Source organism: Cryobacterium melibiosiphilum (assembly GCF_003602235.1).
GTDB lineage: Bacteria > Actinomycetota > Actinomycetes > Actinomycetales > Microbacteriaceae > Cryobacterium > Cryobacterium melibiosiphilum.
In genome coordinates this window covers 83,758-96,369 of sequence record NZ_QZVS01000090.1, presented here as the reverse complement: position 1 = coordinate 96,369, position 12,612 = coordinate 83,758, and the positions used below count along the sequence as shown (strand labels likewise).

General features: G+C 67.1%; 13 protein-coding genes. 8 read left to right on the top strand and 5 right to left on the bottom strand.

All coding sequences use genetic code 11. The features are described 5' to 3' along the window. The first annotated feature begins 5 nt into the window (after positions 1–5). Together D6T64_RS15125 and D6T64_RS15120 are read left to right on the top strand one after the other, a co-directional pair. Positions 6–1,490 carry an FAD-binding oxidoreductase gene (locus D6T64_RS15125; RefSeq protein WP_119975513.1) on the top strand — a complete coding sequence of 495 codons (1,485 nt, stop codon included), beginning with the start codon at positions 6–8 and terminating at the stop codon, positions 1,488–1,490. Between the two features lie 45 nt (positions 1,491–1,535). Next, positions 1,536–1,907 carry an FKBP-type peptidyl-prolyl cis-trans isomerase gene (locus tag D6T64_RS15120; protein WP_119975512.1) on the top strand — a complete coding sequence of 124 codons (372 nt, stop codon included), beginning with the start codon at positions 1,536–1,538 and terminating at the stop codon, positions 1,905–1,907. Between the two features lie 42 nt (positions 1,908–1,949). Here the strand turns inward: D6T64_RS15120 and D6T64_RS15115 are convergent, their stop codons facing one another. Further along, positions 1,950–2,168, bottom strand: coding sequence for a DUF167 domain-containing protein (locus D6T64_RS15115; RefSeq protein WP_119975511.1), 219 nt, complete (start codon positions 2,166–2,168; stop codon positions 1,950–1,952). A 117-nt stretch (positions 2,169–2,285) separates the two neighbouring features. Between D6T64_RS15115 and D6T64_RS15110 the strand changes: the two genes are divergently transcribed. Continuing rightward, positions 2,286–2,702: a hypothetical protein gene (locus D6T64_RS15110; RefSeq protein ID WP_119975510.1), complete on the top strand. Its 417-nt coding sequence runs from the start codon at positions 2,286–2,288 to the stop codon at positions 2,700–2,702. A 9-nt stretch (positions 2,703–2,711) separates the two neighbouring features. On the opposite strand, the gene D6T64_RS15105 is transcribed toward D6T64_RS15110, so the two are convergent. Further along, positions 2,712–3,152, bottom strand: coding sequence for a pyridoxamine 5'-phosphate oxidase family protein (locus D6T64_RS15105; RefSeq protein WP_119975509.1), 441 nt, complete (start codon positions 3,150–3,152; stop codon positions 2,712–2,714). Positions 3,153–3,296: 144 nt separating this feature from the next. On the opposite strand from D6T64_RS15105, the gene D6T64_RS15100 reads away from it, so the two are divergent. The 4 genes from D6T64_RS15100 to D6T64_RS15085 all read left to right on the top strand — a co-directional run bounded on the left by D6T64_RS15100 (position 3,297) and on the right by D6T64_RS15085 (position 8,689). Beyond that, positions 3,297–5,096: a BCCT family transporter gene (locus D6T64_RS15100; RefSeq protein ID WP_119975508.1), complete on the top strand. Its 1,800-nt coding sequence runs from the start codon at positions 3,297–3,299 to the stop codon at positions 5,094–5,096. 178 nt (positions 5,097–5,274) lie between these two features. Continuing rightward, positions 5,275–6,351, top strand: coding sequence for a pyruvate dehydrogenase (acetyl-transferring) E1 component subunit alpha (gene pdhA / locus D6T64_RS15095; RefSeq protein ID WP_119975507.1), 1,077 nt, complete (start codon positions 5,275–5,277; stop codon positions 6,349–6,351). Continuing rightward, the gene (locus D6T64_RS15090) at positions 6,348–7,379 is read left to right on the top strand and encodes an alpha-ketoacid dehydrogenase subunit beta (protein WP_119975506.1); all 1,032 of its coding nucleotides are present in this window, start codon (positions 6,348–6,350) and stop codon (positions 7,377–7,379) included. The genes pdhA and D6T64_RS15090 overlap by 4 nt, the downstream gene beginning before the upstream one ends. Positions 7,380–7,387: 8 nt before the next feature. Then, the gene (locus D6T64_RS15085; RefSeq protein WP_119975505.1) at positions 7,388–8,689 is read left to right on the top strand and encodes a dihydrolipoamide acetyltransferase family protein; all 1,302 of its coding nucleotides are present in this window, start codon (positions 7,388–7,390) and stop codon (positions 8,687–8,689) included. 92 nt (positions 8,690–8,781) lie between these two features. Here D6T64_RS15085 and D6T64_RS15080 read toward each other — a convergent pair whose 3' ends face one another. After that, positions 8,782–9,051: a protealysin inhibitor emfourin gene (locus D6T64_RS15080; RefSeq protein ID WP_147364584.1), complete on the bottom strand. Its 270-nt coding sequence runs from the start codon at positions 9,049–9,051 to the stop codon at positions 8,782–8,784. Next, positions 9,048–10,163, bottom strand: a complete 1,116-nt coding sequence (locus tag D6T64_RS15075) for a M4 family metallopeptidase (RefSeq protein WP_119975503.1) — start codon at positions 10,161–10,163, stop codon at positions 9,048–9,050. Before D6T64_RS15075 ends, D6T64_RS15080 begins: the two co-directional genes overlap by 4 nt. 75 nt (positions 10,164–10,238) lie before the next feature. Here D6T64_RS15075 and D6T64_RS15070 point away from each other — a divergent pair, with 75 nt between their 5' ends. After that, positions 10,239–11,168 (top strand): LLM class flavin-dependent oxidoreductase, encoded by a 930-nt coding sequence (locus tag D6T64_RS15070; protein ID WP_119975502.1) that lies wholly within the window; start codon positions 10,239–10,241, stop codon positions 11,166–11,168. Between the two features lie 79 nt (positions 11,169–11,247). Here D6T64_RS15070 and fdhA read toward each other — a convergent pair whose 3' ends face one another. Continuing rightward, positions 11,248–12,471, bottom strand: a complete 1,224-nt coding sequence (fdhA, locus tag D6T64_RS15065; protein WP_119975501.1) for a formaldehyde dehydrogenase, glutathione-independent — start codon at positions 12,469–12,471, stop codon at positions 11,248–11,250. Positions 12,472–12,612 lie beyond the last annotated feature (141 nt).

The following is a 12,612-nucleotide window of genomic DNA, read 5'->3' as shown; positions in this document are numbered from 1 at the left end:
AAGCCATGACAGCATCGTCACCGGCCGATACCCATCCAGCCTCCGCAGACCAGGCCCTGCGCCGCCTGCACGCCGAGCTGGGCGCCGCGGTCACGGTCGATGCGGCCGCGCTCGCCGCGGCCCGCTTCGACAAATCGGGATGGCAGGCGCCGGGCGTGCCGCTTGCCGTCGTGACTGCGCGCTCGGTGGCCGACGTGCAGGTGGCCCTGCGCATCGCCACCGAATTCCGGGTGCCGGTCGTCACGCGCGGTGCCGGCACCGGCCTCGCCGGCGGCGCCTGCGGCACCGACGGGTCGATCGTGCTGGGCCTGGCGGCGATGGACCGCATCCTCGAAATCAACCCCGACGACGAACTCGCCGTCGTTGAGCCGGGCGTCATCAACCAGCACCTGAACGATGCCCTCGCCGCGCACGGCCTGTGGTTCGCACCCGATCCGGCCAGCAAGGCGATCTCGACGATCGGCGGCAACATCGCCACGAACGCCGGCGGCCTGCTCTGTGCGAAATACGGGGTCACCCGCGAAGCCGTGCTCGGGCTGACCGTCGTTCTGGCCGACGGCAGCCTGCTGCGCACCGGCCGGCGAACGGTGAAGGGCGTGACCGGCTACGATCTCACGGCGCTGTTGACCGGCTCGGAGGGTACCCTCGGCGTGATCGTCGAGGCGGTCGTGAAGGTTCGGCCGATCATGACGGGGCAGACCGTGACCATTGGCGCGATCTTTCCCTCTGTCGCGGCCGGTGCGGCGGCATCCGCTCTCATCACCGCCGGCCGGCTGCGTCCCGCAGTCATGGAACTGCTCGACCCCGTCGCCCTCGGTTTCATTCGCCGCTACCTCGGCGCGGAGGCAACGGCCGGGCTGCCCACGGGCGGCGCGTTCCTGCTGCTGCAAACGGATCGTCCGGCGGCACTGACCGAGGCGGAGCAGGCTCTCGCGGTGCTGCGCGCCGCCGGCGGTGACGCGCGGATGGAGTCCGACCCGCTGGCGGCCGATCGCCTGCTCGCCATTCGCCGGGCGATGCACCCCGCCCTGGCCGCGCACGGAACCGTGCTGATCGAAGACATCTGCGTTCCACGCTCCCGGATGGCGGAGATGTTCGACGTCATCGCGGAGATCTCGGCCCGCACCGGAATCGCCATCCCGACGGTGGCGCACGCCGGCGACGGCAACCTGCACCCCAACTTCATCGTTTCGCACCGCGTCGAAACGGATGCCGATGGTGCGGCCGAACCGGACCCCACGATCCCGGAGGAGGTGTGGGCCGCCGCCGACGAGATGTTCCGGGCGGCCCTGCGCCTCGGCGGCACGCTGACGGGGGAGCACGGGGTGGGCGTGCTCAAACGCCGCTGGCTCCGTGACGAGCTCGGCGAGACGAACATCGACCTGCAGCGCCGTCTCAAAGCGGTCTTCGACCCCCATGGCCTGCTCAATCCGGGCACGATGTTCGACGTCATCGAGCGCATCATCGCCACACACACGATCACGCCCTGAGCGATCACGGCTGCGCGAACGCGCGAAATCCGCTTGGATAGGGGGATGACAGATCTCAATGCCAAGCCCGAAATCGACTTCCCGGAGGGCCCCGCGCCCGAACAGCTGGAAATCGTCGACATTGTCGAAGGTGACGGCGCCGAAGCCCTCGCCGGCGCGACCGTCGACGTGCACTACCTCGGTGTCGAGTATGAGTCCGGTGAGGAATTCGACTCCTCCTGGAGCCGCGGCCAGACCATCAACTTTCCGCTCACGTCCCTCATCGCCGGTTGGCAGCAGGGCATTCCCGGCATGAAGGTCGGCGGCCGTCGCAAGCTCGTCGTGCCGCCGCACCTGGCTTACGGCCCCGCCGGTTCGGGCCACCGCCTCTCCGGCCAGACCCTGGTCTTCATCATCGACCTGCGCGGCGTCAGCTAACCACCCGGACAGGCACGCGCCACACGTGAGGATCGGCCGCGCTCAGCGGTCGATCCTCACGTGTTTGATGCGCGACGCGTGCCCGCGAACGATGTCGACGTCCCTCTTGGCCACACCGAAATGCTGGGCGAGGATCTTGACCAGGGCATCGTTGGCGGCGCCCTCAACGGCGCGCTGCTGCAGAAAAACGGTCACCGAATCATCCGCGTCTTCGTCGTTGACGACGAGCGGACCCTTGCGGCTGCCGGGTTTGACGTGCACCGTGAGATTGAGCGTGGCTCACCCAACTTTCTGGTCGACTCGACGATCCGCCTGAATTGTCGCGGATATTCCGCAGTGGCTCTGGCTACCACGGTACTCTCGCGCAGATAATGATCCATGATCACCACCGATATTGCCCGGTCCCTGCGTTCGGCCGGACTGGCGTGGCGCCCAGTCTCCGGTGACGCCTTCCGCATCGAACGCCCCGACCTCGATAGCGACGTGTTCCACGTCAGCGACATGACGATCGAGCCCCACGAATTCGACACCGGTACGATTCTCGGCTTCAACGGTACAACCGAGTGGGCTCTCGACTCGCTCGCCGTCGAACACGCGCTCTGGCTGCCGAGGGAAGACCAGCTGCGCACCCTGTTGGGTGAGGCCTTCCATGGCCTGAAACGCGTCACTCCGGTCGGGTACCGGGTCGAGCTCGACCTGAGCGGCAGGCGCACCGAATTCACCGCATCCAGCGCAGTGGATGCCTACGCGACGGCCCTGCTGCATGTCCTGCGCCTGCAGACCGCCGATGTGTAGCAGCGCTTTCTAGGAGTGCAGCGGCTCCGGACCGAGGTGGAAACGTCGGCCGGTCAGCTCCGTGGGCTTGATCTCGACGTAGATGTGCTTCACCGTGGGGATGAGCGGGCGGAGCGGCAGCATGTCGGCCGTGTCGATGTCCAGCTGGCGTTCGAGAATCGACGCGACGCCCTTGATCACCACGCTCCAGGCCTCGTCACGACCCACGCCATCGGTCTCGAAGGCCACCCGGTTGTTGACCGTCAGTTCGACCAGCTTGGTGCCGGGGGAGGTGCGGAACAGCAAGCGACGGTCGACCGCGATGAAGTTGACCGGGAAGATCTCGGGGTTGCCGCCCACGCTCACCGCGAGGCGGCCCAGGCTGCTGGAGAGGAGCGCCTCCCAACACTCGTCTTCGGTCAGAATGTGGATCTGGGCGTCGTTCTCATGACCCGTGCCGTCGATGTTCATGGCTTCATCGTTGCACGTCCCAGAGGCCTGAGCCCGTGATTGCCCCTAGCTTGGGGTACACTAGTCCTTTGCCCATTGGACGTGCAGCCATCTAGCTGGCCGATTCGGGTCTGTTGCGCTCCCGCTCTACCAGAAAGCTCCACTATGAGCGCTCTTCCCGACGCGTTGCCGGCGGTCGAATCCGACCCTCCCGCACCCCGTAAACGGTTCGCCGTGCCCGCACCGCGGGTCTTCTACCCGGCCCTCGGCATCATCCTCGCCGTGGTCATCGTCGCCATCGCCTTCCCGGTGCGCACCGGCAGCGTGCTGGCCCTGCTCCAGGGCTGGGTCGTTGCCGGCCTCGGCCCGTACTACGTCGTGATCGTCGCCGCCTTTGTGGTCTTCGCCATCTGGATGGGCCTGAGTCGCTTCGGCGACATCAAACTCGGCAAAGACGACGACGAACCCGAGTTCGGCATCATGAGCTGGTTCGCCATGCTTTTCGCTGCCGGAATGGGCATCGGCCTCGTCTTTTGGGGAGCCTCCGAGCCCCTGACCTTCTTCGTCACCCCGAAGCCCGGTGTCGAGGGAGACTCCGCCGATCTCGCATCCGCGGCAATGTCGCAGACGTTCCTGCACTGGGGCTTCCACGCGTGGGCCATCTACGCCGTCGTCGGCCTGGCCCTCGCCTACTCCATCCACCGCAAGGGCCGGCCGGTGTCCATCCGCTGGGCCCTCGAGCCGCTGCTCGGCACCCGCCGCGTCAAGGGTCGCCTGGGCGATGCGATCGACGTCATCGCGATCGTCGGCACGCTGTTCGGTGTCGCCACCTCCCTCGGCCTCGGCGTCAAGCAGATCGCCGCCGGACTCAGCTACCTCGGCGTTGTCGGCGAGGTCACCAACACCCTGCTCGTGATTCTCATCGTCGTCATCACCATCATCGCAACCGCCTCGGTGGTCAGTGGTGTCGGCAAGGGCATCAAGTGGCTCTCCAACATCAACCTCGGCATGGCCGGCCTGTTGCTCGTCGCCGTGCTGTTGCTCGGCCCCACGATGTACCTGCTGCGCCTGCTCGTGCAGTCGATCGGCGGGTACTTCCAGAACGTCGTCGGACTCACCTTTGACACCGGAGCGTTCACCGGCGATGCGGGACTCGACTTCCAGGGTGCCTGGACGGTCTTCTACTGGGGCTGGTGGATCTCCTGGGCCCCGTTCGTGGGCGTGTTCATCGCGCGCATCTCCCGCGGCCGTACGGTGCGCCAGTTCATCGCCGGCGTGCTGCTCGTTCCGACCCTGGTCACCTTCGTGTGGTTTGCGGTCATGGGTGGCAGCGCCATCCGCCAGGCCTGGGAGGGTGACGGCGGCGGACTCTTCGACCCCGAGGTCGGCATCATCCCCGAAAACGTGCTGTTCAACTTCCTCGGCAGCCTGCCCTTCGGCGCGATCCTTTCGGTGCTCGCGGTGCTGGTGGTGGCGATCTTCTTCATCACCTCGGCCGACTCCGGCTCGCTCGTGATCGACATGCTCGCCTCCGGTGGCGACACCAACCCGCCCAAGTGGAGCCGCATCATGTGGGCGAGCCTCGGCGGACTCGTCGCGATCGCGCTGCTGCTGGCCGGCGGCCTGGCCGCGCTGCAGACCGGCGCGATCCTCACTGCCATCCCCGTGAGCATCGTCATGATCGGCATGTGTATCGCCACGTACAAGGCGCTCAACGCCGAACACCAGGTTCTCGTGCGGGCCGAACGTCGTGCCCGCAAGAACGAGCTCTCGCGCCGCATCGGCGAGAAGGTCACCGAGCACCTCGAGGAGAACTTCGACGAGCACTTCGGTGACCAGGTCGATGACCGCATCAATGCGGCCCTCGCCGATGCAACGCTGTCCGACGCAGCACTGTCCGACGGCACGGCAGACGACGCGAAAAAACGCTGGCGCCTCGGTCGCAAGCAGCCCCCGCAGGTCTAGGTTCAACCGCCTCACAGCGGATGATCAGGGCTGAGTCGCACCCGCGGCTCGGCCCTTTTCCTCGTGGTTCGCCATCGTCGGCTTGCGTTGACGCTCTGCGCATGCAACGCGTGTACTTGTTAGGCAAGTATTCGGCGTAAGCTTTTCGGAGACATTATGTCGGAAGCGAGGCGGATTCATGGCGGCCAAAACCCGTGCACGAACAGCTGAAGTGCAGGCATTCCCGGGCGATACTCCCGCGGATGTTCTGCGAGGGTATTACCGAAGCATGTCGCTCATTCGCAACTTCGAGTTGCGATCGAGTGAGATGTACGCGCGAGCGAAGATCGGCGGCTACTGCCACCTGAATCTGGGAGAGGAAGCGACCGTGGTCGGCCTGATGGCCGCCATTAACACGGGCGACTACCTCTTCACCGGCTACCGGGATCACGGCTACGCGCTGATGCGCGACCTCGAACCCGGACGGGTCATGGCCGAGCTGTTCGGCAAGACCACCGGCGTGTCCGGCGGTCGCGGCGGTTCGATGCACATGTTCGACAGCCAGGCGCGCCTTTTCGGCGGCTACGGCATCGTCGGCGGGCAGATTCCCCCGGCCACCGGCGTCGCCCTGGCGATCAAGCAGAAGCAGGCATCCGGACCGGACTCCGACGCGGTCATGTGCCTGCTCGGCGACGGCACGACGAACATCGGCGCCTTCCACGAAGCGCTCAACCTCGCCGGACTGTGGAACCTGCCGATCGTCTACGTGATCGTCAACAACCGCCTCGGCATGGGCACCACCGTCGAAGCCGCCTCGGCCGAACCCGACCTGTACAAGCGCGGCGCGTCGTACCGCATCCCCGGCATCCGGGTCGACGGCGATGACGTGCTCGCGGTTCGTGACGCGGCGGCTGCCGCCCTCGAGCGTGCCCGCACCGAACGCCAGCCCGTGCTGCTCGAGCTGATGTGTTACCGCCTGCGCGGGCACTCGGTCGTCGACCCGGCGCGCTACCGCTCGCCTGAGGACACCACGATCGCCCAGAAGTCCGACCCGGTGCCCGTTTTCCGTGCGCAGCTGATCGCGGCCGGCATCCTGGACGATGCTGCGGCCGACGCCATCGACGCCGAGATCGACGCCATCGTCGACGCCGCCGTCGAGTTCGGTGACGCGAGCCCCGACCCCGACCCTGCCGACCTGTTCGCGTACGTGTATGCGACTCCCGTGGCCAATGCGCCATCCGCTCTGCCCGGCGACCCCGTTATGGAAGCACTATGAGTATCGAAGCCGCGCCGGTCACTGACCCGCCCGCCACCCGCGTCATCACCTACCGCCAGGCCCTCAACGAGACCCTGCGCGCCGAACTTCTGCACGACGAGAACGTCTTTCTGATCGGCGAGGAAATCGGAGTCTTCGAAGGCTCCTACAAGATCACCGCGGGATTGCTCACCGAATTCGGCCCGGACCGCGTTGTCGACGCCCCGATCGCCGAAGAAGGATTCGTCGGCGCCGCGCTCGGCGCCGCGATGATCGGCATGCGCCCGGTCGTCGAGATCATGACGATCAACTTCAGCCTGATCGCGATCGACCAGATCGTGAACCACGCCGCCAAGATGCGTTCCATGTTCGGCGGCCAGGTCGCCGTGCCGATGGTCATCCGCATGCCCGGTGGCGGCGGCCAGCAGCTCGCTGCAACGCACTCGCAGAACCTCGAGGTCTGGTTCGCGCACATCCCCGGTCTCAAGGTGCTCGCGCCGTCGACGCCGGCCGACGCGAAGGCGCTGCTCACCGCCGCGATCCGCGACGACGACCCGGTGATCTTCATCGAGAACCTGTCGCTGTACAGCTCCAAGGGTGAGGTGCCCGACGGCGAACAGATCGCCGAGATCGGCAAGGCCGCCGTCGTCAAGGAGGGCACCGATCTCACGATCGTCAGCTACTCCCGCGGCACCACGACCGCCCTCGAGGTTGCCCACAAGCTCGAGGCGGAGGGTCTCTCGATCGAGGTCGTCGACCTGCGCAGCCTCCGTCCGCTCGACCGCGAAACGATCTGCGCCTCCGTGCGCAAGACCGGTCACGCGGTCGTTTTCGAAGACGACTGGCTCAGCTACGGAATCGGCGCCGAAATTTCGGCCACGATCGGGGAGGGTGTCTTCGACTTCCTCGACGCCCCCGTGCGCCGTGTCGCCGCCGCCGAGGTTCCCCTGCCCTACGCCAAGACCCTTGAGCTCGCCGCGCTGCCCCACGCCGCCGAACTCGCCAAGGTCGTGCGTGAGGTCCTTAATGTCGCACCGCTCGAGAAGTAGGAACGTTCATGCCTGAAGTCATCATGCCCCGCCTCTCCGACACCATGGAAGAGGGCGAACTCAGCCGCTGGTTGAAGAACGTTGGCGACACCATCCACAAGGGTGACGTTCTCGCCGAAATCGAAACCGACAAGGCCACGATGGACCTGGAGTCCTTCGACGACGGAATCCTCGAGCAGTTGCTGGTTCCGGCCGGCGCGCTCGTGCCGATCGGCCAGGCCGTCGCGGTGATCGGAGATGGCACCCACATCGTCGAAGCGGATGCCCCCGCAGCCCCCGCCGCCGAGGCTCCGGCCGCTGAGGCGCCCGCGAAGATCGCCCCGGCGACGAAGAAGGCCGCGGAAGCCCCGGCGACGCCCGCTGCGCCCGAGGCGGTCCCGGCTGCCGCTGCTCCGGTCGCTCCGAAGGATCTGCGCACCTCGCCGCTCGCGCGCAAGATCGCCAAAGAGCACAACATCGACATCGCAACGCTCACCGGGACCGGCCCGCAGGGCCGGATCGCCCGCGCCGACGTCGAAGCGCGCATCACGGAGCTCGAGGCCGGGACGGCCGCTGAGCCTGCCGCACCCGCCGCATCCGTCGTCGCTCCCGCTGCCCCGGCAGCGGCCGTCATCACCCCCGGAGCCGATGACGAGGTGGTGGCCATCAGCCGGATTCGCAAGGTCACCGCGCGCCGCCTCACCGAGAGCCAGGCCGTTCCGCACTTCTTCCTCACCAGTGTGGTCGACGTGGAACGTCTCGTCGCCTTCCGCGCCGAGGTCAACGTTTCGCTCGCGGCCCTCGGTCAGAAGGTCAGCATCAACGACCTGTTCGTGCGGGCCGCGGCCGTCACGCTGCGCCAGCACCCCGAGGTCAACGCGTCCTGGGGTGGCGACGCGATCCTGCGTCACCCGCACGTCAATGTGGGCATCGCCGTGGCGACCGATGACGGGCTGTTGGTTCCTGTGATCCGCGACACCGACACCAAGTCGCTCGCGACGATCGCCGGTGAGAGTGTGGCGCTGGCCGGCAAGGCGCGCACCGGATCGCTCGGGCTGGCCGACATGACCGGCGGCACCTTCTCGATCAGCAACCTGGGAATGTTCGGCATCGACTCGTTCACGGCCGTGCTCAACCCGCCGGAGGCCGCGATTCTGGCCATCGGCGCGGCGACCGACGTGCCCGTCATTCGGGACGGCGTGCTGGTGGCCGTGCCCAAGGTCAAGATCACCCTCACCGTGGACCACCGTGTTCTCGACGGGGCCGTGGCCGCGGGGTTCCTGCGCGACCTGACGAAGCTGCTCGAAGAACCGCTGCGCATCGTCATCTAAAGCACGACCTGAATTGCCGCGAGAGCGGGTGAAACGTCGTTCTGGCACCGGCCAACCGACGATTCACCCGCTCTCGCGGAGGTTAACCCGCGCTACATGCGGCCGTTGGCCGCCTGCACGCGGTCGATCAGGTCCCGCCAGGGGCCGTTGACTTCGGGTTCGGCGAGTACCACTTCGTGTGGGGCGCAGCGGATGCGGTAGAGGTACCGGTCGGGCACGGGCTCGCTGTCGGTCACGTCGTTCCACGGCAGCGAGCCGAGAAAATCGGCCCAGTTGAGCGCGTCGGCCTGCTCGTCGACACGTACCTCCCAGGTGAGACGGATGCCGGCGGTTCCGCCGCTCCGGGAGACGATCACTTTCATGCAGCGATGTTACCCCCCGCAGCGGTCTCCACCCCAACCCGGTTCCAGGCCGACTGCACCCCGGCCCACTCGGCGGAGTCGGAGCCGTACCGATCTGCGGCACACGTGAGGGTGGCTTCGGCGAAGCTGACGAAATCCGTGTGGCGGCGCAGCAGCCCGCCCGTGAGGGTATCGAACCAGATCCGGCCGGCCCGCTCCCAGGCATAACCCCCGAGGGCCTCCGCAACGAGGTAGAACGCACGGTTCGGGATTCCTGAGTTGAGGTGCACGCCCCCGTTGTCGTCGTCGGTGACGATGAAGCCCGACATATGGTCGGGTTGCGGGTCTTCGCCCAGCACGTCATCGTCGTACGCTGTGCCCGGGGCGCGCAGCGAACGCAGGGCCAGGCCCTGCACCTGGTCGGTGAAGAGGCCCTCGCCGACCAGCCAGCTCGCCTCGGTCACATTCTGCCCACGCGTGTGTTGCTCGACGAGGCAGCCAAACACGTCGGACACGGACTCGTTGAGCGCCCCGGACTGGCCCTCGTACGCGAGGGCGGCCGTGAACTCCGTGACACCGTGGGTGAGCTCGTGCGCGATCACCGAGAGTGACACGGTGAAACGGGTGAAGACCTGGCCGTCACCATCGCCGAACACCATGCGCTCCCCGTCCCAGAACGCGTTGTCGTACTGCCGGCCGTAGTGCACGGTGGCATCGAGGGGCAGGCCGACGCCGTTGATGGAGTCCCGGCCGAAAACCGTCCAGAACAGGGCCTGGGTCTGGCCGAGGCCGTCGTACGCTTCGTTGGCCGCGACATCCGTCAGCGCGGGTTGGCCCTCGGTGCGCACCCGGCGCCCGGGCAGTCGGGTCAGCCGTGCGGCATCGGAGATGGTGCGGTGTGGGGTCCCGGGCACTCGACCGGCAGCCGCGCGCACCGGGGGCTTGACCGCCTCGCCCAGCAGGGCACGATGCTCGCGCACAGGCGTGTCCTGCAGCAGAGAGTGACGGGCGGCCTCGGTCGCGGCGGCGAACCGGGGATCATCGAGTTGGGCCAGCCGTTGCAGCAGATACGGCGGCACGATGCCGCAGCGGTGGGGTCGAAATTCCGGGGAGGGGGAGCCTGTGCCAGTCATGGCCAGAGTCTGCCAGCAACCACCGACACAGCACCAGAACTTTTCGGGCCGGGCACCGGCTCGTAGACTCGCGTCATGCGCTATGGAATTGTCATCCTGCCCCAGGACGCCTGGCAGGACGCCCGCGCGACGTGGCAGCGTGCCGAAGAATATGGGTTCGCCCACGCCTGGACCTACGACCACCTGTCGTGGCGAACTCTCGCCGACGAGCCTTGGCAGGCGACCGTGCCAACCCTCACGGCCGCTGCCGCGGTCACGCGGCACATTCGTCTGGGAACCTTTGTCGCATCGCCCAATTTTCGACATCCCGTGCCGTTTGCCAAGGACATCGCGACGATCGATGACGTGTCCGGGGGCCGGTTTCTGCTCGGCGTCGGCTCCGGGGGCACCGGGTTCGACGCGTCGGTGCTCGGCCAGCCGGGCTACACCTCCGCCGAGCGTCACGCCCGCTTCGCGGAATTCGTGACCGGCCTCGACAAGCTGCTGCGTTTCGAGGAAGCGGGGTCCGGCGGCATGAGTTTCACCGGTGACTGGTTCACCGCGGTCAACGCGCGCATGGTCGGGCACCCGTCGCAGGCACCGCGCCTGCCGTTCGTGATCGCCGCGAACGGACCGAAGGGCCTGCGCCTGGCCAGCACCTTCGGCCAGGGCTGGGTGACCACGGGGCGCGACGGCGTCACCGGCGACGAGTGGTGGTCGAGCGTGCGCGACCTGCTGCGGCGACTGGAAGATGTCGCCGGTGCCGACGGGCGCACGCTGGCCAGCATCGACCGGTACCTGTCCCTCGACAGCGGCGGCAGCTACTCGTTGCAGAGCCTGGCTGCCTTCGACGACGCGGTGGGACGCGCCGCCGAGCTCGGATTCAGTGACGTGATCAGCCACTGGCCGCGCGCTGGGGGAATCCATGCCGGCAGCGACGACGTTCTCGACGAGGTCGCCGCCCGCTTCGTCACGCCGAACCGCAGCCTGGTCTACGGCCTCACCGATCCACCCACGCCCGAATAGGCGCGCAGGAAAACGGGCCGACCAGGGGCGATGCCCCGGGTCGGCCCGTCGACCGGCTCACTGTCGGCGTGGTGGCAACCTACTTCTGGTTCAGCACGTAGCCGTTCGGATCGAGCACGTACTTGGTGGCCGCGCCGGCATCAAACTCGGCGTAGCCCCGCGGAGCGTCCTCGATCGGAATGGCCTTCGCGTTGACGGCCTGCGCGATCTGAACCTTGTCGTTCAGGATCGCCATCATGAGCTTGCGGTTGTAGCGCATGACGGGGCACTGGCCGGTCGTGAACGAGAGCGACTTCGCCCAGCCGAGGCCCAGCCGCAGCGACAGCGAGCCCTCCTGGGCTGCCTTGTCCTTCGCTCCCGGGTCGCCGGTCACGTACAGGCCGGGGATACCCATCGCGCCACCGGCCGCGGTGATCGACATCAGGGAGTTGAGCACGGCGGCGGGCTGCTCCGTCCCCGAGTTCTTGCCGTGACCGTGAGCCTCGAAGCCCACGGCGTCGACGGCAGCGTCGACCTCCGGAACACCGAGAATCTGCTCGATCTGGTCTTGCGGCTCGCCGCGGGTCAGGTTGACGGTCTGGCAGCCGAAGCTGCGGGCCTGGGCGAGGCGATCTTCGTTGAGGTCGCCCACGATGACCACGGCGGCTCCGAGCAGCTGAGCGGATGCCGCGGCCGCGAGGCCAACCGGCCCGGCTCCCGCGATGTACACCGTCGAGCCGACGCCGACTCCGGCCGACACGGCGCCGTGGAACCCGGTCGGGAAGATATCGGAGAGCATGGTGAGGTCCATGATCTTCTCGAGGGCCTGGTCGCGGTCGGGAAACTTCAGCAGGTTCCAGTCGGCGTAGGGCACCAGCACGAACTGGGACTGCCCGCCGACCCAGCCGCCCATGTCGACGTAACCGTAGGCGCTGCCGGGGCGGTCGGGGTTGACGTTGAGACAGATGCCGGTCTTGCCTTCCTTGCAGTTACGACAGCGACCGCAGGAGATGTTGAACGGCACCGAGACGATGTCGCCGACCTTGATGAACTCCACGTCGGGGCCGACCTCGACGACTTCGCCGGTGATCTCGTGCCCGAGCACGAGGTCTTTCGGGGCAGTGGTGCGACCGCGAACCATGTGCTGGTCAGATCCGCAGATGTTGGTGGTCACGGTCTTCAGGATGACGCCGTGCGGCACCTTCCGGCCGATGTTCGCCGGGTTGACACCCGGTCCGTCCTTCAATTCGAAGCTCGGGTAGTCGATGTCGATGACCTCGACCTTGCCCGGACCCTTGTAAGCGACTGCAATGTTTCCTGTCATTTGTATCCTCCTAGATACATCGTTGGAGCAGGACATCGTTGGAGCAGGACATCGTTGGTGCACAGCACTGCGCGCGGGTGCGCACGAAACGTGGTGGGAGGGATACGTTCATTTGACCCCTGACCCTCGATCTTGACAAGG